Annotated in this window: 33 protein-coding genes; all 33 read right to left on the minus strand. The window is 42.3% G+C overall.

Annotated features, from left to right (window positions below; genetic code table 11):
- Positions 1-9: 9 nt before the first annotated feature.
- The 33 genes from ACYZZR_RS01610 to rpsJ all read right to left on the minus strand — a co-directional run bounded on the left by ACYZZR_RS01610 (position 10) and on the right by rpsJ (position 21,662).
- Positions 10-3,081 (minus strand): efflux RND transporter permease subunit, encoded by a 3,072-nt coding sequence (locus ACYZZR_RS01610; protein WP_461532237.1) that lies wholly within the window; start codon positions 3,079-3,081, stop codon positions 10-12.
- A 25-nt stretch (positions 3,082-3,106) separates the two neighbouring features.
- The gene (locus ACYZZR_RS01615) at positions 3,107-4,162 is read right to left on the minus strand and encodes an efflux RND transporter periplasmic adaptor subunit (RefSeq protein ID WP_461532238.1); all 1,056 of its coding nucleotides are present in this window, start codon (positions 4,160-4,162) and stop codon (positions 3,107-3,109) included.
- 472 nt (positions 4,163-4,634) lie between these two features.
- Entirely contained in the window at positions 4,635-5,927 is a 1,293-nt protein-coding gene (gene eno, locus ACYZZR_RS01620) for a phosphopyruvate hydratase (protein WP_461532239.1), read from the minus strand.
- Between the two features lie 47 nt (positions 5,928-5,974).
- The gene (gene carA / locus ACYZZR_RS01625; protein WP_461532240.1) at positions 5,975-7,093 is read right to left on the minus strand and encodes a glutamine-hydrolyzing carbamoyl-phosphate synthase small subunit; all 1,119 of its coding nucleotides are present in this window, start codon (positions 7,091-7,093) and stop codon (positions 5,975-5,977) included.
- A 181-nt stretch (positions 7,094-7,274) separates the two neighbouring features.
- A complete protein-coding gene (gene rplQ / locus ACYZZR_RS01630; protein ID WP_461532241.1) occupies positions 7,275-7,817 on the minus strand; it encodes a 50S ribosomal protein L17 in 543 nt (180 codons plus the stop codon).
- A 58-nt stretch (positions 7,818-7,875) separates the two neighbouring features.
- Entirely contained in the window at positions 7,876-8,868 is a 993-nt protein-coding gene (locus ACYZZR_RS01635) for a DNA-directed RNA polymerase subunit alpha (protein ID WP_461532242.1), read from the minus strand.
- 21 nt (positions 8,869-8,889) lie between these two features.
- Positions 8,890-9,495, minus strand: a complete 606-nt coding sequence (rpsD, locus tag ACYZZR_RS01640) for a 30S ribosomal protein S4 (RefSeq protein ID WP_461532243.1) — start codon at positions 9,493-9,495, stop codon at positions 8,890-8,892.
- 156 nt (positions 9,496-9,651) lie between these two features.
- Positions 9,652-10,047, minus strand: coding sequence for a 30S ribosomal protein S11 (gene rpsK, locus ACYZZR_RS01645; protein WP_461532244.1), 396 nt, complete (start codon positions 10,045-10,047; stop codon positions 9,652-9,654).
- Between the two features lie 14 nt (positions 10,048-10,061).
- The gene (gene rpsM / locus ACYZZR_RS01650) at positions 10,062-10,436 is read right to left on the minus strand and encodes a 30S ribosomal protein S13 (RefSeq protein WP_461532245.1); all 375 of its coding nucleotides are present in this window, start codon (positions 10,434-10,436) and stop codon (positions 10,062-10,064) included.
- Between the two features lie 2 nt (positions 10,437-10,438).
- On the minus strand, positions 10,439-10,555 hold the full coding sequence (gene ykgO, locus ACYZZR_RS01655) for a type B 50S ribosomal protein L36 (protein WP_074978891.1): 117 nt from the start codon (positions 10,553-10,555) through the stop codon (positions 10,439-10,441).
- Positions 10,556-10,604: 49 nt separating this feature from the next.
- On the minus strand, positions 10,605-10,820 hold the full coding sequence (gene infA, locus ACYZZR_RS01660; protein ID WP_461532246.1) for a translation initiation factor IF-1: 216 nt from the start codon (positions 10,818-10,820) through the stop codon (positions 10,605-10,607).
- A 99-nt stretch (positions 10,821-10,919) separates the two neighbouring features.
- The gene (gene secY, locus ACYZZR_RS01665; RefSeq protein WP_461532247.1) at positions 10,920-12,263 is read right to left on the minus strand and encodes a preprotein translocase subunit SecY; all 1,344 of its coding nucleotides are present in this window, start codon (positions 12,261-12,263) and stop codon (positions 10,920-10,922) included.
- Positions 12,264-12,276: 13 nt separating this feature from the next.
- On the minus strand, positions 12,277-12,729 hold the full coding sequence (rplO, locus tag ACYZZR_RS01670) for a 50S ribosomal protein L15 (RefSeq protein ID WP_461532248.1): 453 nt from the start codon (positions 12,727-12,729) through the stop codon (positions 12,277-12,279).
- 14 nt (positions 12,730-12,743) lie between these two features.
- The gene (gene rpmD / locus ACYZZR_RS01675; protein ID WP_461532249.1) at positions 12,744-12,923 is read right to left on the minus strand and encodes a 50S ribosomal protein L30; all 180 of its coding nucleotides are present in this window, start codon (positions 12,921-12,923) and stop codon (positions 12,744-12,746) included.
- A 14-nt stretch (positions 12,924-12,937) separates the two neighbouring features.
- Positions 12,938-13,462 (minus strand): 30S ribosomal protein S5, encoded by a 525-nt coding sequence (rpsE, locus tag ACYZZR_RS01680; RefSeq protein WP_461532250.1) that lies wholly within the window; start codon positions 13,460-13,462, stop codon positions 12,938-12,940.
- A 6-nt stretch (positions 13,463-13,468) separates the two neighbouring features.
- Positions 13,469-13,825, minus strand: coding sequence for a 50S ribosomal protein L18 (gene rplR / locus ACYZZR_RS01685; protein WP_461532251.1), 357 nt, complete (start codon positions 13,823-13,825; stop codon positions 13,469-13,471).
- An 11-nt stretch (positions 13,826-13,836) separates the two neighbouring features.
- Positions 13,837-14,379, minus strand: coding sequence for a 50S ribosomal protein L6 (gene rplF / locus ACYZZR_RS01690; protein ID WP_461532252.1), 543 nt, complete (start codon positions 14,377-14,379; stop codon positions 13,837-13,839).
- Positions 14,380-14,399: 20 nt separating this feature from the next.
- Complete coding sequence (gene rpsH, locus ACYZZR_RS01695; RefSeq protein WP_461532253.1) at positions 14,400-14,798, minus strand: 30S ribosomal protein S8; 399 nt, start codon at positions 14,796-14,798, stop codon at positions 14,400-14,402.
- Positions 14,799-14,857: 59 nt separating this feature from the next.
- A complete protein-coding gene (gene rpsN / locus ACYZZR_RS01700) occupies positions 14,858-15,127 on the minus strand; it encodes a 30S ribosomal protein S14 (protein WP_461532254.1) in 270 nt (89 codons plus the stop codon).
- A gap of 2 nt (positions 15,128-15,129) precedes the next feature.
- Positions 15,130-15,681 carry a 50S ribosomal protein L5 gene (rplE, locus tag ACYZZR_RS01705; protein ID WP_461532255.1) on the minus strand — a complete coding sequence of 184 codons (552 nt, stop codon included), beginning with the start codon at positions 15,679-15,681 and terminating at the stop codon, positions 15,130-15,132.
- A gap of 2 nt (positions 15,682-15,683) precedes the next feature.
- A complete protein-coding gene (rplX, locus tag ACYZZR_RS01710; protein ID WP_461532256.1) occupies positions 15,684-15,998 on the minus strand; it encodes a 50S ribosomal protein L24 in 315 nt (104 codons plus the stop codon).
- Between the two features lie 14 nt (positions 15,999-16,012).
- The gene (gene rplN, locus ACYZZR_RS01715; protein WP_112369853.1) at positions 16,013-16,381 is read right to left on the minus strand and encodes a 50S ribosomal protein L14; all 369 of its coding nucleotides are present in this window, start codon (positions 16,379-16,381) and stop codon (positions 16,013-16,015) included.
- A 2-nt stretch (positions 16,382-16,383) separates the two neighbouring features.
- On the minus strand, positions 16,384-16,644 hold the full coding sequence (gene rpsQ / locus ACYZZR_RS01720) for a 30S ribosomal protein S17 (RefSeq protein WP_461532257.1): 261 nt from the start codon (positions 16,642-16,644) through the stop codon (positions 16,384-16,386).
- Between the two features lie 16 nt (positions 16,645-16,660).
- A complete protein-coding gene (gene rpmC / locus ACYZZR_RS01725; RefSeq protein ID WP_461532258.1) occupies positions 16,661-16,852 on the minus strand; it encodes a 50S ribosomal protein L29 in 192 nt (63 codons plus the stop codon).
- Between the two features lie 14 nt (positions 16,853-16,866).
- Positions 16,867-17,286: a 50S ribosomal protein L16 gene (rplP, locus tag ACYZZR_RS01730; RefSeq protein WP_461532259.1), complete on the minus strand. Its 420-nt coding sequence runs from the start codon at positions 17,284-17,286 to the stop codon at positions 16,867-16,869.
- 19 nt (positions 17,287-17,305) lie between these two features.
- Positions 17,306-18,019, minus strand: coding sequence for a 30S ribosomal protein S3 (rpsC, locus tag ACYZZR_RS01735; RefSeq protein ID WP_461532260.1), 714 nt, complete (start codon positions 18,017-18,019; stop codon positions 17,306-17,308).
- Between the two features lie 7 nt (positions 18,020-18,026).
- Entirely contained in the window at positions 18,027-18,434 is a 408-nt protein-coding gene (gene rplV / locus ACYZZR_RS01740) for a 50S ribosomal protein L22 (protein ID WP_461532261.1), read from the minus strand.
- A 9-nt stretch (positions 18,435-18,443) separates the two neighbouring features.
- Positions 18,444-18,722 (minus strand): 30S ribosomal protein S19, encoded by a 279-nt coding sequence (rpsS, locus tag ACYZZR_RS01745; RefSeq protein WP_112369858.1) that lies wholly within the window; start codon positions 18,720-18,722, stop codon positions 18,444-18,446.
- Between the two features lie 12 nt (positions 18,723-18,734).
- Positions 18,735-19,559: a 50S ribosomal protein L2 gene (gene rplB / locus ACYZZR_RS01750; protein ID WP_461532262.1), complete on the minus strand. Its 825-nt coding sequence runs from the start codon at positions 19,557-19,559 to the stop codon at positions 18,735-18,737.
- Positions 19,560-19,575: 16 nt separating this feature from the next.
- Positions 19,576-19,866 (minus strand): 50S ribosomal protein L23, encoded by a 291-nt coding sequence (rplW, locus tag ACYZZR_RS01755; protein WP_461532263.1) that lies wholly within the window; start codon positions 19,864-19,866, stop codon positions 19,576-19,578.
- A gap of 6 nt (positions 19,867-19,872) precedes the next feature.
- Entirely contained in the window at positions 19,873-20,502 is a 630-nt protein-coding gene (rplD, locus tag ACYZZR_RS01760) for a 50S ribosomal protein L4 (RefSeq protein WP_461532264.1), read from the minus strand.
- On the minus strand, positions 20,502-21,119 hold the full coding sequence (gene rplC / locus ACYZZR_RS01765) for a 50S ribosomal protein L3 (RefSeq protein WP_461532265.1): 618 nt from the start codon (positions 21,117-21,119) through the stop codon (positions 20,502-20,504). The genes rplD and rplC overlap by 1 nt, the downstream gene beginning before the upstream one ends.
- Before the next feature lie 237 nt (positions 21,120-21,356).
- Complete coding sequence (rpsJ, locus tag ACYZZR_RS01770) at positions 21,357-21,662, minus strand: 30S ribosomal protein S10 (RefSeq protein ID WP_072318085.1); 306 nt, start codon at positions 21,660-21,662, stop codon at positions 21,357-21,359.
- Positions 21,663-21,672 lie beyond the last annotated feature (10 nt).

Here is a 21,672-nt window from a genome sequence, read left to right on the forward strand (position 1 = left end):
TATTATTTTTTATACGGCATCGAGTTCTGGACGGTGTTTTTTCTCTCTCGACCACATAGCGTAAATAGCCGGAATCACATATAGAGTAAGCACAAGGGAAAACATAGTTCCTCCGATAATTACCACTCCCATCCCAATACGGCTGGTTGAAGCGGCTCCGAGCGAAAGCGCAATAGGCAAGGCTCCCAAAGCAATAGTGAGACTCGTCATCAATATAGGTCTCAATCGAGATTCGGCAGCGATGAGAATAGCTTCTGATTTAGGCATTCCCCCTTCTCGGAGCTGATTGGCAAATTCTACAATTAATATCCCATTCTTAGTTACTAGCCCAATTAACATAATAGTACCAATCTGGCTAAAAATATTCCAACTCTGCCCAAACAACCAAAGAGAAAACAAAGCACCGGCCACAGCCATTGGAACGGTAAGTATGATGATAAAAGGATCTACAAAACTCTCAAACTGAGCGGCGAGTATGAGAAATATCAACAACAAGGCCAATGCGAAGGCATAAGTTGTATTGGAACCACTTTCCATAAAATCCCTAGATTCACCCCCGAGATCTGTGGTAAATGAATCGTCCAGCACTTTTTCCTTGATTCTATCCATTGCCGCTATACCGTCTCCAATGGTTTTGCCGGGTGCTAATCCTGCCGAAACCGTTGCAGAGAGATATCGGTTATGGTGGTAGAGTTGAGGCGGACTACTGTGTTCTGTAATATTGACTAGGTTATCTAATTGTATCAGTTTGCCATTTCTGTTGCGCACAAAAATGGTAGCCAAATCTACCGGAGCTTCCCGGTCTTCCTTGTCAAATTGCCCGATTACTTGGTATTGTCTTCCATTCATCAGAAAATAACCGAAGCGTTGTCCACTGAGTGATAACTGCAAGGTTTGCGCCACATCGCGAACGGAAACTCCCATACTCTCTGCCTTTTGGCGGTCTATATCTACAAAAACCTCGGGTTTGTTGAATTTGAGATCTACATCGGTAAAAGAAAACACCGGGTCTTTTTCTACCTCTGCCATAAACTCCGGCACTTTTTGTTCCAATTTTTCAAAATTAGGAGCCTGAATAATATACTGTATGGGCAAACCTCCGCGACGACTTACTGCAATGGTAGGCCTTTGGGTGACACTGGTTTTTGCGCCCACATATTTTTTGGCCCAACGATTGAGGTCGTTGGCAATCTCTCCCTGACTTCTCTCTCTTTCTCCGGGAGGGACCAATGTTATATTGGCTCTTCCACTGTTTACAGAAGCCGAACCAAAGCCCGGAGAAGTGAGTATCAAACTCACCTTTTTCTCTGGTATGGAATCGTTGATCAACTTAGTGATCTCGGTCATATAGCGATCCATATACTCATACGACACCCCTTCGGGAGCGGTGACTCTTAAATTGACATAACTGCGATCTTCATAAGGCGCCGTTTCTTTGGGGAGCAACACATAAAACAATGCGGCGAGCCCAACACAGCCTGCCAAAAGTGGGAAGCTCAACCACTTCCTTTTCATAAAACGCTCCAAACTGCCGGCATACCCCTTATTTATCATTACAAAATAAGGTTCTGTACGTCGATAAAATCGCGATTGTGTCTGCTTTCCCGGTTTCATGAGATAGGCGTTGAGCATAGGAGTAAGCGTAAGAGATACAAAGGCCGAAATAAGTACCGCCGCTCCCAAAACCACTCCAAATTCTCTAAATAACCTTCCCACAAAACCCTCGAGGAAAATAACCGGAAGAAATACTGCTGCCAAGGTTATAGAAATAGAGATCACCGCGAAGAAAATCTCCTTGGCTCCTTCTATGGCTGCTTTTATCGGATGTAATCCTTCTTCTACCTTTTTATAGATGTTTTCGGTTACTACTATACCGTCATCCACCACCAATCCGGTAGCCAACACTATAGCCAGTAGCGTCAATACATTGACCGAATAGCCAAGTAGCCACATAATAAAAAAGGTTCCAATAAGCGACACGGGTATATCCAGCAACGGTCTCAGTGCAATAGACCAGTTTCTAAAAAACAGGAAGATTACCAGTACAACCAGTACAATAGAGATGATCAAAGTCTCCCCCACTTCTTCTACAGCGCGTTTTACAAAAATCGTATCATCGGAAGCTATATTGAGTTTAAATCCTTCGGGGAGATCTCTCAATAAGTTTTCGTACTCCTCATAAAAGGCATCGGCAATATCAAGATAGTTGGTTCCCGGCTGTGGAATAATAGCCACAGCTACCATGGGTTGCCCGGAGTCGCTCATCTTGGTCTCCATATTTTCGGCCTCTAGAGCAGCCTTTCCCACATCTTTAAAGCGTACTATCTCATTGCCGTCGGCTCGAATAATGATATTGTCAAATTCTTCTTCGGTAGCGAGATTACCAATAGTACGCACCGTAAGTTCGGTATTGGCTCCGGTAAGTTTTCCTGAGGGGAGCTCTACATTTTGAGCTAAAAGTGCATCTCTCACATCACCTACGGTAACGCCGTAAGCAGAGAGTTTGAGCGGATCCATCCACAGACGCATAGCATACCTTCGCTCACCCCAGATCTGTACACTACTCACTCCTGGTATGGTTTGTATTCGCTGTGCTATAACGTTATCTGCGTAGTCGGAGAGTTCTAAAGTATTTTTTACATCGCTCTGAATAGTCATCGCAATAATGCGTTCTGCATCGCCATCTTCCTTTCTCACTACCGGAGGAGCATCGATATCTTCAGGGAGGTTTCGCATAGCTTGCGACACTTTATCTCTAACATCATTAGCAGCCTCTTCTAGGTTTTTGTCTAGGTTAAACTCTATATTTATACGGCTTCGACCTTGAGAACTGCTAGAAGTAATATTGCGAATACCGTCAATAGCGTTTATCGATTTTTCGAGAGGTTCGGTAATTTGCGACTCAATAATCTCTGCATTAGCTCCCGCATAGGAGGTTTGCACGGAAACTCGCGCCGGATCTATAGACGGGAATTCCCGAACCCCTAGGAACAAATACCCCAACACTCCGAAAAGGATAATCAGGATATTCATCACCAAAGCCAGTACAGGTCGTTTTATACTTAAGGTAGATAAATTCATCTGGATGAGCTAAAGAAGTATTTTGTTAATGATCGAGAACCACATTTACTGCCGCCCCATCTTCTAGGGCCATGATGCCGTATGTAAGAATAGTATCTCCTTTCTGTATTCCGGTAAGCACTCGCACATCACTTTTGGTACGGGCACCTGTTTCTACCTCTACGGCATGAGCTTTACCGTTTTTCACTACAAAAATCTTTTTGCCGTTCTGTATGGGTATTAGCGCTTCCGAAGGCACTAAAAGAGCATCGGGCACTACTTCAAGGGGGAATTTCACATTGACAAACAACCCCGGATACAGCAATCCCTCGCTATTGTCGGCCACAGCCCTCATTTTGAGTGTACGGGTATCTACATCTACCTCGGGTTCTACAGCGTATACCTTAGCCTTAAACTCTTTTCCTCCGTCGGAAGTGGTAAAGGTAAATTCACTGTCAACTTTTATCTGGGACACATATTTACCAGGAATGGCAAAGGTGAGTTTAAGCTGATCGGTATTGACCAATCTAGCGACCGTTGTAGATGGAGTTATATAGGTTCCTTTTGAAATATTGCGCAAACCGATAGTACCGGAAAACGGGGCTCTTACAGAAGTTTTGTAAAGCTGAGCTGCAATGAGTTCGGCCTCAGCGCTGGCCGATTCGTAATCAGCACTGGCCATATCGTATTCTTCCTGACTTATACCTTGCTTTTCGAGTAGTAGTTTTGCTCTTCGCTCATTTTCGGCAGCAAGATTTTTAGCGGTTTCGGCCTTTGAAAGCTGCGCCTTTAACTCAATATCATCTACCTTAAAAAGAATCTGTCCCGCCGAAACTCGAGAACCCTCCTTGAAGTAAATCTCCTTAATTACCCCAGCTACTTCGCTTCGTATATCTACCATTTCATTGGCTTCTAGAGAACCGGAAAGCGACAAGCCGTCTGCAAATAGTTCTGGTTGTACCACCATACCCGAAATTTGCAAGGGTCCCCTCGCCTTATTTCCTTTAGATGCCGTAGCTTCGTTGTTTTTACTGACCCTATAGACAATGAGAGCCACCAGCCCCAAAGCCAGAAGGCCAAAGACTATCGTACGTATTTTCATACTGCAGATTAGGTTAGTATTCTATGTTGATTATATTTTACGGTGTAACCCAAATTGGAATATTAATCCTTAAAGGTAATGCAAGTATAAGGTTTTATAAAAATATAGCCCTTTAATACCGTTTTAAATTTACCCATATTTACATTTTTTTAAGAAAAAAGTGTTAATAGAACTCTTCTTTATTGCTCTTTAACAAGAATTATAAGACTCTATGACACAAAATTCATTTAGACTACTATTGTCCTCCAGCAATATCATAATTTTAAAATCGAAAACTAAAGAAATTGAATGGCATAACAAAATACGGTCTCGTGTTAGACCCAAAACTTCAGTCCTCAATAACTCATCTCCTAAACCACAATAACCCGTTAACCCAATAACTTAATAACCATTAACCCACCTCCCAACAAAAAAACCGCCTAAAACTTTACATTCTAGACGGTCTCTGAAGTATTATTCTATATCTTGGATATTACCCCTGCACTTTAAACGCCTTTCTACCTGGATAATAGGCCACGTCGGCAAGCTCTTCTTCAATGCGGAGCAATTGGTTGTATTTTGCCATACGATCACTTCTGGAGGCCGATCCTGTTTTGATCTGTCCTGTGTTTAGTGCTACAGCGAGATCGGCAATAGTATTATCTTCCGTCTCTCCGGATCGGTGCGACATCACCGAAGTATAGCCCGCATTATGAGCCATATTCACGGCTGCGATGGTTTCGGTAAGCGTTCCTATCTGATTTACCTTGATAAGTATAGAGTTGGCCACCTTGCTTTCTATACCTCGAGACAAGCGCTCTACATTGGTAACGAACAGATCGTCTCCCACGAGCTGCACCTTATCCCCTATTTTATCGGTAAGGTATTTCCAGCCTTCCCAGTCGTTTTCGTCCATACCGTCCTCTATAGAAATAATCGGGTATTTTGCGGTCAGTTCAGCGAGGTAGTCGGCTTGTTCCTGTGAGCTTCTCACCTGTCCTTTACTCCCTTCAAATTTCGTATAGTCGTATTTCCCGTCTACATAAAATTCTGCAGAAGCACAATCCAAAGCTATCATCACTTCATCTCCAGCCTTATATCCGGCATTATCAATAGCCTTGATAATAGTCTCAAGAGCGTCTTCAGTACCGTCGAGTGTAGGTGCAAAACCTCCCTCATCTCCCACGGCAGTACTGAGATTGCGATCGTGCAACACCTTTTTCAAATGGTGGAATATTTCAGTCCCCATCTGCATAGCATGTGTAAAGTTACTTGCCTTGACAGGCATAATCATAAACTCTTGAAATGCTATAGGGGCATCGGAATGCGACCCTCCATTTATAATATTCATCATCGGCACAGGAAGAGTATTGGCACTCACTCCCCCTACGTAGCGATACAGCGGCATTCCCAATTCATTGGCAGCTGCCTTGGCCACTGCTAATGAAACCCCCAATATAGCATTGGCTCCGAGTTTTGACTTATTGACTGTACCGTCGAGCGCTATCATTTTCTTATCGATAGCATTCTGTTCAAATACCGACATTCCTACCAGTTCTTCGGCTAGAATATTATTGACGTTGTTTACAGCCTTGGAAACTCCTTTTCCCATATAGGAAGAACCTCCATCTCTCAACTCCACTGCTTCATGCTCTCCGGTAGACGCTCCCGAAGGCACTGCGGCTCTTCCGAGAATGCCATTTTCGGTAACCACATCAACTTCTACGGTAGGATTACCCCTTGAATCCAATATCTGCCTTGCGTGTACACTAATGATGATACTCATAATATTTACTTGTTATACTGTTGTATTAAACTATTACTCCCTCAAAACTATTTCTTTACTGCAACAGCTTCGGATATCATGCGAATAAAATCGTCGAAGAGATACGAAGCGTCGTGCGGTCCTGAACTGGCTTCAGGGTGATACTGTACAGAAAAGCAGTTCTTTCCCTTTATTCGTATTCCTGCAACTGTATTGTCGTTGAGATGAACATGTGTGATTTCCACATCGGGATGCTTCTCTACCTCTTCTCTATTAATAGCAAAACCGTGATTTTGAGAAGTGATTTCCCCTCTTCCAGTCAACATATTTTTGACAGGGTGGTTTATTCCGCGGTGACCATTGTGCATCTTATAGCTCGATATTCCCTGTGAAAGGGCGATAATCTGATGTCCGAGACAAATACCAAACAAGGGGAGATTTTCTTCTATAATCGCTTTAGCTACCTCGATCACCCCTGTAAGAGGTTCTGGATCTCCAGGACCATTGGAAAGAAAATACCCGTCCGGATTCCACGCCTTGAGCTCTTCGAGTGAAGTATTGTAAGGAAACACCTTTACATAGGCATCTCTACTTGCGAGATTTCTGAGGATATTCATTTTAATTCCCAAATCGAGAGCTGCTATTTTATAGGTAGCGTCGGGCTTACCCACAAAGTAAGGTTCTTTAATAGAAACCGCAGAAGCCAACTCCAGGCCTTCCATATCCGGAACTTCGGTCAATTGTGCTTTTAGCTCATCAATTTTATCTACTTCTGTAGAGATTACAGCATTCATGGCACCGTGATCTCGAATATATCTCACCAGAGCGCGAGTATCTACATCTGAGATGGCAAACAGTCCATTTTCTTCGAGGAATTCAAGGAGAGAGCCATCCGCGCCTTCTCTTGAAAAGTCATAGTTAAAATTTTTACAGACCAAACCAGCAATCTTTACAGAGCTCGATTCTACTTCTTCTTTCTTAATTCCGTAATTTCCTATATGCGCATTGGTAGTAACCATTATCTGCCCGAAATAAGAAGGATCGGTAAAAATCTCTTGGTAACCTGTCATTCCGGTATTAAAACACAGCTCTCCAAAGGCGGTACCGTCTTTACCTACCGCCTTTCCATAAAAAATGGCCCCATCCGCAAGGATAACGACCGCTTTCTTTTTTGATTGATACTTCATCTATGGATATATAATTATACTAAATGTCACCGACACCTGAGCTTCAAAACTTTAAAAATCAAGGTTTAAACCTCATTTCTTTGGCCGTGCAAAAACATTTAAAGTTTTACAAAATAACACAAAAAAAAGGATAAACTAAAATGTTTATCCTTTTGGTATGTAACGATTTTATCACCATTCGTTATTCGTCGGCAGAAGCTTTTTTATCGTTGTTTTCAGGCTTATTCTCTGCCTCTTCCACTTTATCTTCTTTAACTTCCTCTGCCTTAGGCGCCTCTTCTACTTCTATGGGAGTATCAGCTTTTTTGCCTCTACCACCACGTCTTGTAGATTTCTTTTTAGCGGCTTTTTCAGTGTTGTAAGTTTCGTTGTAATCCACCAACTCAATAAGAGCCATATCTGCATTATCACCGAGACGGTTACCCAGTTTTATAATACGAGTATACCCTCCTGGTCGATCTGCGACCTTTACAGCTATATCCCTAAACAATTCTGTTACGGCATATTTACTTCTCAATCTCGCAAAAACTATCCTTCTGTTATGCGTAGTATCTTCTTTAGATTTTGTAATAAGAGGTTCCACAAACACTTTTAAGGCCTTAGCTTTTGCTACGGTAGTATTGATTCGTTTGTGCTCAATCAATGAGCAAGCCATATTGGCCAGCATCGATTTTCTGTGAGCCGACTTCCTCCCGAGGTGATTTATTTTCTTTCCGTGTCTCATCTTTAATTCCCTGTATTGTGTCCTGTACTGTTTTTATAACACTAAAAATCAGGCAGGATTAATCTTTATCTAATTTATATTTGGAGAGATCCATTCCAAAACTCAATCCTTTAACGCCTACGAGCTCTTCCAATTCGGTAAGTGACTTTTTACCGAAGTTTCTGAACTTCATCAAGTCGTTTTTGTTAAAGGACACCAAATCTCCCAGTGTATCCACTTCGGCCGCTTTCAGACAGTTCAATGCGCGCACTGACAAATCGAGATCGACCAACTTAGTTTTGAGCAATTGTCTCATGTGCAGAGACTCCTCATCGTAAGTTTCAGTTTGTGCAATTTCATCAGCTTCAAGCGTAATTCTCTCATCGGAGAACAACATAAAGTGATGAATAAGAATCTTGGCTGCTTCGGTAAGCGCATCTTTTGGATGAATAGAACCGTCGCTAACAATCTCAAACACCAATTTTTCGTAATCCGTTTTTTGTTCTACACGATAGTTTTCAACGCTGTACTTTACATTCTTGATCGGCGTAAAAATGGAATCGGTAAAGATAGTTCCTATCGGCGCATTGGCTTTTTTATTTTCCTCTGCAGGAACATAGCCTCTACCTTTTTCAATAGTGAGTTCGAGGTTTATATTCACCTCTTTTTCCATATTGCAAATCACGTGATCCGGGTTCAACACCTGAAAACCTGATATAAACTTCTGGAAATCTCCAGCTGTCAGTTGCTCTTTTCCCGTAACGGAAACCGTTACGGTTTCGTTTTCCACATCTTCTATCTGCCTTTTAAAGCGCACCTGTTTCAGGTTGAGTATTATTTCGGTCACGTCTTCCACTACACCAGATATGGTAGAGAATTCGTGCTCTACACCTTCTATCCTTACAGATGTAATCGCAAAACCATCCAAAGAAGCCAATAAGACTCTTCGCAATGCGTTACCAACGGTCAATCCATATCCGGGTTCGAGAGGACGGAATTCAAATTTCCCCTCGAAATCGGAAGAATCGATCATTATAACTTTATCGGGCTTTTGAAAATTTAATATTGCCATAGTTCGACAGCTGTCTGATTATTATTTAGAGTATAACTCGACGATTAATTGTTCTTTAATGTTTTCCGGGATTTGAAGTCTCTCCGGTACATTGACGAACGTTCCCTCTCTTTTCTCTGTATTCCAAGTAATCCATTCGTATACCGCAGAGTTATTGGCCAGCGAATTTCCGATTACCTCGAGGGATTTTGACTTTTCACGTACACCGACAACATCGCCGGCTTTAAGGGTGTATGAAGGAATATTTACAATTTCTCCATTCACAGTAATATGACGGTGAGATACCAATTGTCTAGCACCTCTTCTCGACGGAGATATCCCCATTCGGTATACCACGTTATCTAGTCGGGACTCACAAAGTTGAAGCAATACTTCCCCTGTTACTCCTTTACTTCGGTTTGCCTTTTCAAAAAGGTTTCTAAACTGTCGCTCTAGAATACCGTAAGTATATTTAGCTTTCTGCTTTTCGGTAAGCTGAATAGCGTATTCTGATTTCTTTCCTCTCCTCCTGTTATTTCCGTGTTGTCCGGGAGGATAATTCTTTTTTTCAAAAGACTTGTCATCACCAAAAATGGGCTCTCCGAACTTCCTGGCGATCTTAGTTTGTGGTCCTGTGTATCTTGCCATACCTATTTAATATTTTGGGAATGATTATGAATTAAGGCTTATCCTTCGATAATCGTTAACTATTCCCGTTCATTTAATTACAATTATAAAAGTGACTAGTGATAAGGATCTAAGGATTATCCTGTACCGTATCACACCGTCTGTTAAGTCTACAAATCAGACTCTCCTTCTTTTAGGAGGTCGACATCCGTTGTGTGGCAGTGGAGTTACATCGATAATTTCGGTAACCTCTATACCAGCATTGTGTAGGGTTCTAATAGCGGATTCCCTTCCGTTACCTGGACCTTTCACGTAGACTTTAACCTTTCTCAATCCAGCATCCTGCGCAATTTTAGCAGCATCCTCGGCAGCAACCTGTGCAGCATAGGGAGTATTTTTCTTAGATCCTCTAAAGCCCATTTTACCGGCAGAAGACCAAGAGATAACATCACCCTTCTTGTTGGTCAATGCTACGATGATATTGTTAAATGAAGCTGTTACATGTGCTTCACCAACAGACTCCACTATAACCTTGCGTTTCTTCGCAGAAGCTTTTGTATTCGACTTTGCCATATTACCTTACGTTATTATTTGGTTGCCTTCTTCTTATTAGCAACAGTTTTTCGTCTACCTTTTCGGGTTCTCGAGTTGTTTTTGGTTCGCTGACCTCTCAACGGTAAGCCGGCACGGTGCCGGATACCGCGATAACAACCTATATCCATAAGACGCTTGATGTTCAACTGTACTTCAGAGCGCAATTCTCCTTCAATCTTAAAAGCACCAACAGCCTCGCGAATACGGTTTATCTCCTCATCCGTCCAGTCAGACACTTTAGTATCTTCGTTCACTTCAGCTTTTGCCAGTATTTCCTTGGCCCTGCTTTTTCCGATACCAAAAATATAAGTCAGTGAGATAACTCCACGCTTATGTTTAGGTATGTCTACTCCTGCAATTCTTGCCATAATTACCCTTGTCTTTGTTTAAATCTCGGATTCTTTTTATTAATTACGTACAATCTCCCCTTACGACGCACAATCTTGCACTCGGGACTTCTCTTTTTTAGCGATGCTCTTACTTTCATGATGATTGAAATTCAAACCGAACACGGCACTTATCGTCCTGTTTGGTCGTTAATATCTATATGTGATTCTGGCTTTTGTCAAATCGTAAGGGCTCATTTCGAGCTTCACCTTATCTCCTGGCAACAATTTTATATAGTGCATACGCATTTTGCCTGAAATATGGGCAGTGACAACGTGCCCGTTTTCAAGTTCCACACGAAACATTGCATTCGACAATGCTTCGACTATCGTACCATCTTGTTCTATTGCTGCTTGTTTAGCCATGTATTACACTTCTGTATTTTAATTTACTACCCTTTTTAAAGGCGGCACAAATTTATAATTTTTCTGCTTACAATCGAGAAGCAATTTAAACAATTACGTTTAAGCTACTACTTTACGATTTTTACCAGTCTTCATAAGACCGTCGTAATGCCTGTTCAGCAAATACGAGTTCACCTGTTGCATAGTATCTATCGCAACACCTACCATAATGAGCAGTGATGTTCCTCCGTAAAACAAAGCCCATCCCTGTTGCATTCCTACAATTTTCACTACAAAAGCCGGCAATATAGCTATTACTGCCAGGAAAATAGATCCTGGAAATGTAATCAGCGACATAATCTTGTCGAGGTAATCGCCAGTTTCCTTACCGGGCTTTATTCCAGGTATAAAACCACCACTCCTCTTCAGATCGTCGGCCATCTTGTTGGTAGGCACTGTTATTGCGGTATAGAAATACGTAAACACTATTATCAACAGGGCAAAAACTAGATTATACCACAAGCCAAAAATATCCATAAAAGCAGCCTGTACAGACTGAGCAGCCTCAGATTTAGACAATCCTGCCAAAGCACCCGGAACAAACATAATTGCCTGAGCAAAGATAATTGGCATTACTCCTGAGGCATTTAACTTGAGTGGAATATACTGTCTAGATCCGAAAACATTTTTCTCATAGCCTCCAGAAGTTGTTCTCCTCGCGTATTGCACCGGTATTTGTCTTGTAGCCATCACCAGCATAATAGAAGCTAGAATAACTACAAACCAGATAACCAATTCGATTAGAATAAGCATTAACCCACCGTTATTTTCAGACACACGAGAAGCGAACTCCTGAATAAACGCCTGAGGGAGTTGAGCGATAATACCCACCATAATAAGCAGTGAAATACCATTTCCAATACCTTTATCGGTAATCTTTTCACCGAGCCACATAGCAAAAACGGTTCCGGTAACCAAAATAATTACCGCGGGAATTATAAAGTCCAGTCCTTTCCCCAGTAAAAATGCACTTTCAGGAACTCCCAGTGCTCCCAAACCGTACAGATAAGCCGGAGCTTGTACCACACATATAGCTATGGTAAGCCAACGCGTAATCTGGTTGATCGTCTTTCTACCGCTCTCTCCTTCTTTCTGCAATTTCTGCAGGTAAGGAACGGCAATTCCCATCAGCTGCACTACGATAGATGCAGAGATATAAGGCATAATACCGAGAGCAAATACAGAAGCATTGGCAAAAGCCCCTCCTGTAAAGGCATTGAGAATCCCAAGCAAACCGGTATCCGTCCTACTGGACAGTTCGGCAAGCTGAATAGAATCAATACCGGGAAGAACGATTTGAGTTCCGAAACGGTATACCAGCAACAACCCTAAGGTCATCACAATACGGTTTCTGAGCTCTTCGATTTTCCAAACGTTGGCAATTGTCTCAAAAAATTTTTTCATGGTCGGTGTTTTCTTATACGGTTACCGCCTCGCCACCAGCCTTTTCAATAGCCTCCTTGGCGCTTGCAGTAAATTTGTGTGCGGATACTTTAAGTTTAGCTTTCAGTTCTCCTCCTCCTAGTATTTTGACCAGGTCAGATCGCTTAATCGCTCTTGTTTCGATCAGAACATCCAAATCTACCGTATCAGTGATAACACCTTTATCTACCATTTCCTGAAGTTTTCCAAGGTTAATACCCACGTATTCCTTACGGTTGATATTTTTGAAACCGAATTTTGGAACCCTTCTCTGCAATGGCATCTGACCACCTTCAAAACCGATCTTTTTAGAATATCCTGAACGAGACTTGGCTCCTTTGTGCCCACGAGTAGCCGTTCCTCCTTTTCCGGATCCTTCTCCACGGCCTACGCGTTTTCCGTCCTTATGCACTGAACCTTCTGCCGGTTTTAAGTTACTTAAGTTCATAACTGTATTGTTAATTAAGCCTCCTCTACGGAAACCAAATGTTTTACTTTATTTACCATACCAAGGATATTTGGTGTAGCATCGTGTTCTACAACCTGTCCTATTTTTCTAAGGCCAAGCGCTTCGAGGGTTCTTTTTTGATCCTGAGGGCGCTTAATCTGGCTCTTTACCTGTGTTACTTTTATTTTTGCCATGCTTCTATCCTTGTTTACCCTTTAAAAACTTTCTCCAGAGATATTCCGCGTTGCGCAGCAACGGTGCGGGCATCTCTCAACTGCAACAGTGCGTCAAAAGTAGCTTTAACAACGTTGTGAGGATTAGAAGATCCTTGAGATTTTGACAATACGTCAGATACTCCCAACGACTCCAACACAGATCGCACTGTTCCTCCGGCGATTACTCCGGTACCGTGCGATGCAGGCTGAATATACACTCGTGCTCCACCGTATTTACCGCGTTGTTCGTGAGGAAGGGTCCCTTTGTTAAGAGGAATGCGAACCAAGTTCTTTTTCGCATCTTCAACAGCTTTGGCAATGGCGTCGGCAACCTCTTTAGATTTACCCAAACCATGTCCTACAACACCGTTTTCATCACCTACTACTACTATCGCAGAAAAGCCGAAAGCCCTACCTCCTTTAGTAACCTTAGTAACTCTCTGTACGCCAACCAAACGATCCTTCAGTTCGAGTCCGCCGGGTTTTACCAATTCTGCATTTTTGTATTTCTGAAACATAATTTCTTAGAATTTTAGTCCGCCTTCCCTAGCTCCTTCTGCCAATGATTTAACTCTTCCGTGATACAGATATCCACCTCTGTCGAAAGACACGGTATCTATACCAACCTTAATCGCTTTTTCGGCGATAGCTTTACCCACTAAAGCAGAAACATCAGATTTAGTACCTTCAGTTCCGGCGATATCCTTGTCTCTCGAAGAAGCCGAAGCAAGTGTAACACCGTTAACATCGTCTACCAGTTGAGCGTATATCTCTTTATTACTTCTATAAACGGCCAGTCTAGGTCTTTCGGCCGTACCGCTGACCACCTTTCTGATCCTGTTTTTTATACGTTGTCTTCTTTCCGTCTTTGATAATGCCATAATGCTAATTATTAAGCTGATTTACCTGCTTTTCTTCTCAATACCTCACCGACAAACTTAATCCCTTTACCTTTGTATGGCTCAGGCTTACGGAAAGAACGTATCTTAGCCGCTACCTGTCCTACAAGTTGTTTATCGAAGGATGTGAGCTTTATAATAGGGTTCTTCCCTTTCTCTGATATAGTTTCAACTTTTACCTCAGGGGCAAGTTCAATTACTATATTATGAGAAAAACCTAAAGCCAAATCGAGTTTTTGACCTTGATTGCTCGCTCTGTATCCTACACCTACCAGCTCGAGTTCTTTGGTATATCCTTCAGAAACTCCTATTACCATATTGTTGACCAAAGTACGGTAAAGCCCGTGCTTTGCTTTCTGATCTTTGCTATCATCGGTAACCTCCAGTACAATCTGTCCGTCTTCCTGCTTAACAGCAACATCTTTGATTTCCTGGTTCAGTTCTCCTAATTTTCCCTTAACGGTCACCACATTATCCTTGATAGATACGGTAACTCCGTCGGGTATATTTATCGGACTCTTTCCTATTCGTGACATCTCTTCTCGTCTTTATTTTGTTAGTAAACGTAACACAATACTTCACCTCCAACGTTCTCGCTCCTGGCCTGTTTGCTGGTCATCACTCCGTGAGAAGTAGACACTATGGCTATACCTAGGCCGTTCAACACTCTGGGAAGATCGTTTGAGCCTGCATACTTACGCAAACCCGGTTTACTCACTCGCTGTATTTTTCTGATAATAGGATCTTTGGTCACCTTATCGTACTTCAGCGCAATCTTAATCGTCCCTTGTACGGAATTATCCTCAAACTTATAGCTGAGAATATATCCTTGGTCAAAAAGAATCTTAGTGATCTCTTTTTTCAAATTAGAAGCAGGAATTTCAACCACTCTGTGCCCAGCACTACTAGCGTTCCTGATTCTCGTCAAATAATCTGCAATAGGATCTGTATACATTTATTAAAATTTGCGGTAGTAGTTTTCGTCGTGTCGACAAACTTACCACCTGTTAAAATTTACCAACTTGCTTTCCTAACACCGGGAATAAGCCCTTGATTGGCCATCTCGCGGAAAGTAACCCTGGATATACCGAACACTCTCATATATCCTTTAGGTCTTCCGGTAAGTTTGCAACGGTTGTGCAGCCTTACAGGTGATGCATTTTTTGGCAGTTTTTGCAATGCTTCATAATCACCGGCTTCTTTAAGAGCCTTGCGTTTTTCAGCATACCTAGCCACCAATTTTCTTCTCTTTACCTCGCGGGCTTTCATGGATTCTTTAGCCATACTTAATTCTTTTTAAAAGGTAATCCCAATTCGCTTAACAATGATTTTGCCTCCTTGTCGGTAGCGGCAGAGGTCACAAAGGTAATGTCCATTCCTGAAATACGATTTACCTTGTCGATATCGATTTCTGGAAATATAATCTGCTCAGTGATACCGAGGTTGTAATTTCCACGACCGTCAAAACCATTTGCCTTGATACCGTTAAAATCTCTAACCCTAGGGAGTGCAGTAGTTACCAAACGATCTAGGAATTCATACATACGATCCCCTCTCAAAGTAACCTTAGCTCCGATGGGCATACCCTTACGGAGTTTAAACGAAGCGACATCTTTTTTAGAAATGGTAGATACCGCCTTCTGTCCGGTAATGGTAGTCAGTTCTTCAACTGCATAATCTATAAGCTTCTTGTCTGCAACAGCAGCTCCTACACCACGGCTCACCACTATTTTTTGCAGTCGGGGCACTTCCATTACATTTTTGTACCCGAATTCATCCTTGAGAGCAGTGACAACCTTGTCTCTATACTCTTGTTTCAATCTCGGAATATATGCCATAACTAAATAACTTCGTTGGATTTCTTGGAAACTCTAACCTTCTTACCATCCTTCACCTCATATCCAACCCTGGTAGTTTCCTTGCTCTTAGCATCTATCAGCGCAATATTAGATATATGGATGGAGGCTTCTTTTTTGACAATTCCCCCCTGAGGGTTATTAGCGCTGGGTTTCTGGTGTTTAGACACCAAGTTTACCCCTTCTACTATTGCCCTGTTCTTTTCACGATCTACTTTCAAGACCTTGCCTTCCTCACCTTTGTGATCTCCGGCAATAACCCTTACGGTATCTCCTGATTTTATTTTAAGCTTTATCATTTTCTAGGTATGTATTACAGCACTTCCGGTGCCAATGATACAATTTTCATAAACTGCTTGTCGCGAAGTTCTCTCGCTACCGGACCAAATACACGCGTACCGCGCATTTCACCAGTAGGGTTGAGCAACACACAGGCATTGTCGTCAAAACGGATATAAGAACCGTCTGGCCTTCTCACCTCTTTTTTGGTACGCACAACAACAGCGGTAGACACTTGCCCCTTTTTAACGTTCCCGTTGGGGGTAGCTTCTTTTACAGTAACAACAATCTTGTCGCCTACAGAAGCGTATCTCCTCTTTGTACCTCCCAGAACACGAATGGTAAGAACCTCTTTGGCCCCGGTATTATCGGCCACCTTTAATCTTGTTTCTTGCTGTACCATAATTACTTAGCTCTTTCTATAATTTCAACTAATCTCCAACATTTGGTTCTACTCAACGGACGAGTCTCCATTATCTTAACTGTATCACCGATGTTGCAATCGTTCTTTTCATCGTGCGCAACATATTTCTTTGTCTTGAGCACGAATTTTCCGTACATAGGGTGTTTCACACGTTTAACTTCCGAAACCACTATGGATTTCTCCATTTTATTACTGGTAACGACCCCTATTCTCTCTTTTCTTAAACTTCTTTTTTCTTCCATCTTAAGCAGCATAGGATTATTCTACTTCCCTTTTTGTCAGCTCTGTAGCCAAACGAGCAATCGTTCTTCTCACTTTTCTGAGCTGAAGCGGATTTTCAAGCGGAGTGACAGCGTGAGCCATTTTTAAGTCTGCGTAATTTTTTTTGACCTCACCAAGCTTCTCTTGTAGCTCAGCAACAGATAATTCTCTAATTTCTGACTGTTTCATAATTCATCCAATTATTAAGCTGAATAATCTCTCGCTACGATAAACCTGGTTCGAACCGGAAGTTTTTGAGCTGCCAGACGCAAGGCTTCTTTGGCTACATCTAAAGGCACACCTCCAATTTCGAACATAATTCTTCCCGGTTTAACTACCGCAGCCCAGTATTCTACTGCACCTTTACCTTTACCCATACGTACTTCGAGAGGTTTTTTGGTAATAGGTTTATCCGGAAATATCTTAATCCACAGTTGTCCTTCCCTTTTCATATAACGAGTAGCAGCTACACGAGCAGCCTCAATCTGACGCGCTGTAATAAAAGAAGAATCCATCGATTTTATACCAAACATTCCGTTAGAAAGCTCATGACCTCTTTGGGAAATTCCCTTCATACGGCCTTTCTGCTGTTTGCGATATTTGGTTCTTTTTGGCTGTAACATTTTTTCTTACTTTAAAAAATTACTTTCTTCGGCGAGCTTTTTTGGCACCCCCTTTACCACCGCCCTGCTGTTTTTTGGACATTCCAACCAGCGGAGACAACTCTCTCTTTCCGTAAACTTCGCCTTTCATGATCCACACTTTCACACCGAGCCTACCATAAGTAGTATGCGCTTCGGCTTGAGCGTAATCGATATCAGCTCTGAAGGTAGACAACGGAATTCGCCCTTCCTTATACGATTCTGAACGCGCCATCTCAGCACCGTTCAAACGTCCGGAAATCTGAACCTTTACTCCTTCAGCATTCATTCGAATAGCAGCGGCAATAGCCATTTTTACCGCACGCCTATAACTGATCCTGCTCTCTATTTGACGCGCTATACTAGCAGCGACAAGATTAGCATCCAGCTCGGGTCTCTTGATCTCAAAAATATTGATCTGAACCTCCTTATCAGTAATTTTCTTCAATTCCTCTTTCAACTTGTCTACCTCCTGACCGCCTTTTCCGATAATGATACCTGGGCGAGCCGTGGTGATAGTAACGGTTACAAGTTTAAGAGTTCTCTCGATAATTACCCTTGAAACACTAGCTTTCGATAAACGGGCGTGAACATACTTTCTGATTTTATCGTCTTCCGCGATTTTATCACCGTAGTCCTTACCTCCGTACCAGTTAGATTCCCATCCTCTGATTATTCCGAGGCGATTTCCTATTGGATTTGTCTTTTGTCCCATCTATCTTCTAACTTTGTGTGTTATTATTATCTCCCAATACCAATGTTACGTGGTTAGAGCGTTTGCGTATTCTGTGCGCACGCCCTTGGGGTGCCGGGCGAAGTCTTTTAAGCATACTTCCTCCGTCTACTCTGATCTCCTTGACAAACAGGTCTGCTTCTTCAATATTGGCATCCTCGTTTTTCACCTGCCAGTTGGCAATAGCCGACAACAACAGTTTTTCCAAACGTCGCGAAGCTTCCTTCTGGCTGAATTTCAAAATAGCAAGTGCTTTTTCCACTTTCTGTCCCCGAACAAGGTCTGCTACCAGACGCATTTTTCTGGGCGAAGTAGGGCAGTTATTCAACTTAGCAAAAGCCAAGCTCTTCTTGGCTTCCTTGATTTGCTCTGCTCTTTGTCTTTTACGAACTCCCATAGCTTCCTGTTATTTTTTTCCTTTATTCTTTGCACCTGCATGACCTCTAAAAGATCGAGTAGGTGAAAATTCTCCTAACTTATGCCCCACCATGTTTTCTGTAACATAAACGGGAACAAACTGCCGACCGTTGTGTACAGCTATTGTTTGTCCAACGAAATCCGGAGTAATCATAGAGGCTCTAGACCAAGTCTTGATTACGGTTTTCTTTCCAGACTCTATATTCTGCTGTACCTTCTTCTCCAAACTATAGTGAACGTACGGTCCTTTCTTTAACGAACGTGCCATCTGTTATCTCTTTTATTTCTTTCTACGTTCTACGATATACTTATTACTCGCCTTGGTTCTGGAACGCGTTCTGAATCCTTTTGCAGGAACTCCGTTTCTAGACCTCGGATGTCCTCCTGAAGCCCTTCCTTCACCACCACCCATCGGGTGATCTATCGGGTTCATTGCCACAGGTCTCGTTCTCGGTCTTCTACCCAACCATCTGCTTCTACCGGCTTTTCCAGATACTAAAAGCTGATTATCTGAGTTAGACACCGCTCCAACTGTAGCACTACAAGTCACCAATATAAGGCGTATCTCTCCAGAAGGAAGTTTTACCGTAGCGTATTTTCCCTCGCGTGCAATGAGCTGTGCAAAAGTTCCAGCACTTCTCGCCATTACCGCTCCTTGTCCGGGACGTAACTCTATACAAGAAATCACTGTTCCCAGCGGAAGATCTGACAGAGGCATCGCATTCCCCACCTCGGGAGCACTTCCAGGGCCAGACACTACTGTTTGCCCCACGCGAAGCCCACTCTGAGCAATCACATAACGCTTTTCTCCATCACTGTACTTCAACAGCGCGATAAAAGCGGTTCTGTTAGGATCGTATTGAATAGACTCTACCGTAGCTTCTACTCCGGCTTTATCCCTTTTAAAATCAATAATACGATACTTTCTCTTATGACCACCACCTCTGTAGCGCATGGTCATTTTTCCTTGACTGTTTCTTCCCCCGGATTTTTTTAACGGAGCGAGCAAACTCTTCTCCGGCTTATCAGTAGTAATCGCGTCAAATCCGTTTACTACTCTAAATCGCTGTCCCGGGGTTATCGGTTTTAGTTTTCTAACTGACATTTTTGTCTTACCTTACTTATATATTACTATAAAAATCAATAGTATCTCCTTCCGCAACCTGAATTATAGCCTTTTTAAAGGCGTTGGTCTTACCGTACTGCACACCAGCTTTAGTATAACGAACACTTCGCTTAGGACCGTAATTCATGGTTCGCACTTTTTCAACAGAAACACCATAAGTAGCTTCTACAGCATCCTTAATCTGAATCTTATTTGCCTTTCTGTCAACAATAAAACCATAGCGATTATTCGCCTCGCTATCCGCGGTTACTTTCTCCGTAATTATAGGCTTGATTAACACACTCATGGTCCCTTATTTACTTAAATTTGTTTCAATTCCTTCTAGAGCACCCTCCAAAAGGACTAGATTATTCGCGTTTAAAATGGCGTAAGTGCTTAATTCTGAAACATTTACAACCTCAGAAGTCTTTAAATTGCGTGACGACAAATATACATTTTTATTTGGCTCACCCAATACAAACAAAGATTTTTTATCCTCTAACCCTAAGGCTTTCAGCACAGAAGTAAAATTTTTACTCTTAGGTTCGTCGAAGTTAAAATCTTCCAAAACTACAATCGCAGCTTCTTTTGCCTTAAGACTCAAAGCCGACTTACGTGCCAAACGCTTTACGTTTTTATTCAGTTTCTGGGTGTAATCTTTTGGTCTCGGACCAAAAACTCTTCCTCCACCTACAAACACGGGCGACTTAATACTACCTGCACGAGCTGTACCGGTACCTTTTTGCTTTTTGAGCTTTCTGGTACTTCCAGCAATCTCTCCGCGCTCTTTAGCCTTGTGCGTTCCCTGACGCTGATTGGCCAAATAGCGTTTTACATCGAGATAAACAGCGTGATTATTAGGCTCTATCCCATAAACAGCGTCAGAAAGACTAACTTTCCTACCTGTTTCTTTTCCGTTGATATCTAATACTGCTACTTCCATTACTTCTGAACTATTACATAAGCATTTTTATGTCCCGGAACACATCCCTTAACTACGAGAAGGTTTTTTTCCGGAACCACTTTCAACACTTGCAGGTTGTCAACTGTCACTCTTTCTCCTCCTGTTCTACCGGCCATTTTCATCCCCTTAAATACTCTTGCAGGATAAGATGCTGCACCGATAGATCCAGGTGCTCTAAGACGGTTGTGCTGCCCGTGAGTAGCCTGACCTACCCCACCAAAACCGTGGCGCTTTACAACCCCTTGGAATCCTTTCCCTTTAGAAGTTCCTGTCACATCGACAAATTCTCCTTCAGCAAAGTGCTCTACCGTTATGGTATCGCCCAACTTAAACTCTCCTTCAAACCCTTGGAATTCGACAACTTTCTTCTTGGGAGAAACTCCTGCTTTTTTAAAGTGACCTAATTCGGCCTTATTAGCACGCTTTTCTGCCTTGTCATCGAAACCGAGTTGAAGAGCTTCATACCCGTCAACCTCATTGGTTCTGACTTGGGTAACTACGCAAGGACCAGCCTCGATTACGGTACATGGAATGTTCTTACCGTTCTCGTCAAAAATACTGGTCATGCCCACTTTTTTACCAATTAACCCAGACATACTGATTTTTGATTTTCCGTCAGATTCCAAGCTCGGTTATAACCTTCCCGAAACCCGACATTGTTACTAATTAATTCTCTATTTAAAACAATTCAGGGTCAAAAAACATATTTCAACCCTGAATATATTTTTTTCCGTTTTTCCCTCGCAAATCGCTCAGGACATGTTTCCTATTAGTTAGAAGCCCATAGTTTATAGCTACACTATCAACTACAAACAACAAACTAACAACTACTCTCAGACCTTAATCTCTACCTCTACTCCACTGGGCAATTCCAGTTTCATAAGAGCGTCGATTGTTTTGGATGAAGAGCTGTAAATATCGAGCAACCTCTTGTAAGAGCTCAACTGAAACTGTTCTCTCGATTTCTTGTTCACGTGAGGCGAACGAAGTACCGTAAACAATTTCTTGTGTGTTGGCAACGGGATAGGTCCTGTAACTACGGCTCCGGTAGTCTTTACAGTCTTCACAATCTTCTCGGCAGACTTGTCTACCAAATTGTGATCGTACGATTTTAATTTTATTCTTATTTTTTGACTCATTTTCCTAAAG

The sequence above is a fragment of the Sinomicrobium sp. genome (assembly GCA_029266035.1).
Taxonomy (GTDB): domain Bacteria; phylum Bacteroidota; class Bacteroidia; order Flavobacteriales; family Flavobacteriaceae; genus Sinomicrobium.

Coding starts and splice junctions, on each gene's coding strand:
- ACYZZR_RS01610 (WP_461532237.1), bottom strand. CDS start 3,081: ATGAATTTATCTACCTTAAGTATAAAACGACCTGTACTGGCTTTGGTG.
- ACYZZR_RS01615 (WP_461532238.1), bottom strand. CDS start 4,162: ATGAAAATACGTACGATAGTCTTTGGCCTTCTGGCTTTGGGGCTGGTG.
- eno (WP_461532239.1), bottom strand. CDS start 5,927: ATGAGTATCATCATTAGTGTACACGCAAGGCAGATATTGGATTCAAGG.
- carA (WP_461532240.1), bottom strand. CDS start 7,093: ATGAAGTATCAATCAAAAAAGAAAGCGGTCGTTATCCTTGCGGATGGG.
- rplQ (WP_461532241.1), bottom strand. CDS start 7,817: ATGAGACACGGAAAGAAAATAAATCACCTCGGGAGGAAGTCGGCTCAC.
- ACYZZR_RS01635 (WP_461532242.1), bottom strand. CDS start 8,868: ATGGCAATATTAAATTTTCAAAAGCCCGATAAAGTTATAATGATCGAT.
- rpsD (WP_461532243.1), bottom strand. CDS start 9,495: ATGGCAAGATACACAGGACCACAAACTAAGATCGCCAGGAAGTTCGGA.
- rpsK (WP_461532244.1), bottom strand. CDS start 10,047: ATGGCAAAGTCGAATACAAAAGCTTCTGCGAAGAAACGCAAGGTTATA.
- rpsM (WP_461532245.1), bottom strand. CDS start 10,436: ATGGCAAGAATTGCAGGAGTAGACATACCTAAACATAAGCGTGGAGTT.
- ykgO (WP_074978891.1), bottom strand. CDS start 10,555: ATGAAAGTAAGAGCATCGCTAAAAAAGAGAAGTCCCGAGTGCAAGATT.
- infA (WP_461532246.1), bottom strand. CDS start 10,820: ATGGCTAAACAAGCAGCAATAGAACAAGATGGTACGATAGTCGAAGCA.
- secY (WP_461532247.1), bottom strand. CDS start 12,263: ATGAAAAAATTTTTTGAGACAATTGCCAACGTTTGGAAAATCGAAGAG.
- rplO (WP_461532248.1), bottom strand. CDS start 12,729: ATGAACTTAAGTAACTTAAAACCGGCAGAAGGTTCAGTGCATAAGGAC.
- rpmD (WP_461532249.1), bottom strand. CDS start 12,923: ATGGCAAAAATAAAAGTAACACAGGTAAAGAGCCAGATTAAGCGCCCT.
- rpsE (WP_461532250.1), bottom strand. CDS start 13,462: ATGTTTCAGAAATACAAAAATGCAGAATTGGTAAAACCCGGCGGACTC.
- rplR (WP_461532251.1), bottom strand. CDS start 13,825: ATGGCATTATCAAAGACGGAAAGAAGACAACGTATAAAAAACAGGATC.
- rplF (WP_461532252.1), bottom strand. CDS start 14,379: ATGTCACGAATAGGAAAGAGTCCGATAAATATACCCGACGGAGTTACC.
- rpsH (WP_461532253.1), bottom strand. CDS start 14,798: ATGTATACAGATCCTATTGCAGATTATTTGACGAGAATCAGGAACGCT.
- rpsN (WP_461532254.1), bottom strand. CDS start 15,127: ATGGCTAAAGAATCCATGAAAGCCCGCGAGGTAAAGAGAAGAAAATTG.
- rplE (WP_461532255.1), bottom strand. CDS start 15,681: ATGGCATATATTCCGAGATTGAAACAAGAGTATAGAGACAAGGTTGTC.
- rplX (WP_461532256.1), bottom strand. CDS start 15,998: ATGATAAAGCTTAAAATAAAATCAGGAGATACCGTAAGGGTTATTGCC.
- rplN (WP_112369853.1), bottom strand. CDS start 16,381: ATGGTACAGCAAGAAACAAGATTAAAGGTGGCCGATAATACCGGGGCC.
- rpsQ (WP_461532257.1), bottom strand. CDS start 16,644: ATGGAAGAAAAAAGAAGTTTAAGAAAAGAGAGAATAGGGGTCGTTACC.
- rpmC (WP_461532258.1), bottom strand. CDS start 16,852: ATGAAACAGTCAGAAATTAGAGAATTATCTGTTGCTGAGCTACAAGAG.
- rplP (WP_461532259.1), bottom strand. CDS start 17,286: ATGTTACAGCCAAAAAGAACCAAATATCGCAAACAGCAGAAAGGCCGT.
- rpsC (WP_461532260.1), bottom strand. CDS start 18,019: ATGGGACAAAAGACAAATCCAATAGGAAATCGCCTCGGAATAATCAGA.
- rplV (WP_461532261.1), bottom strand. CDS start 18,434: ATGGGAGTTCGTAAAAGACAAAGAGCAGAGCAAATCAAGGAAGCCAAG.
- rpsS (WP_112369858.1), bottom strand. CDS start 18,722: ATGGCACGTTCGTTAAAGAAAGGACCGTACGTTCACTATAGTTTGGAG.
- rplB (WP_461532262.1), bottom strand. CDS start 19,559: ATGTCAGTTAGAAAACTAAAACCGATAACCCCGGGACAGCGATTTAGA.
- rplW (WP_461532263.1), bottom strand. CDS start 19,866: ATGAGTGTGTTAATCAAGCCTATAATTACGGAGAAAGTAACCGCGGAT.
- rplD (WP_461532264.1), bottom strand. CDS start 20,502: ATGGAAGTAGCAGTATTAGATATCAACGGAAAAGAAACAGGTAGGAAA.
- rplC (WP_461532265.1), bottom strand. CDS start 21,119: ATGTCTGGGTTAATTGGTAAAAAAGTGGGCATGACCAGTATTTTTGAC.
- rpsJ (WP_072318085.1), bottom strand. CDS start 21,662: ATGAGTCAAAAAATAAGAATAAAATTAAAATCGTACGATCACAATTTG.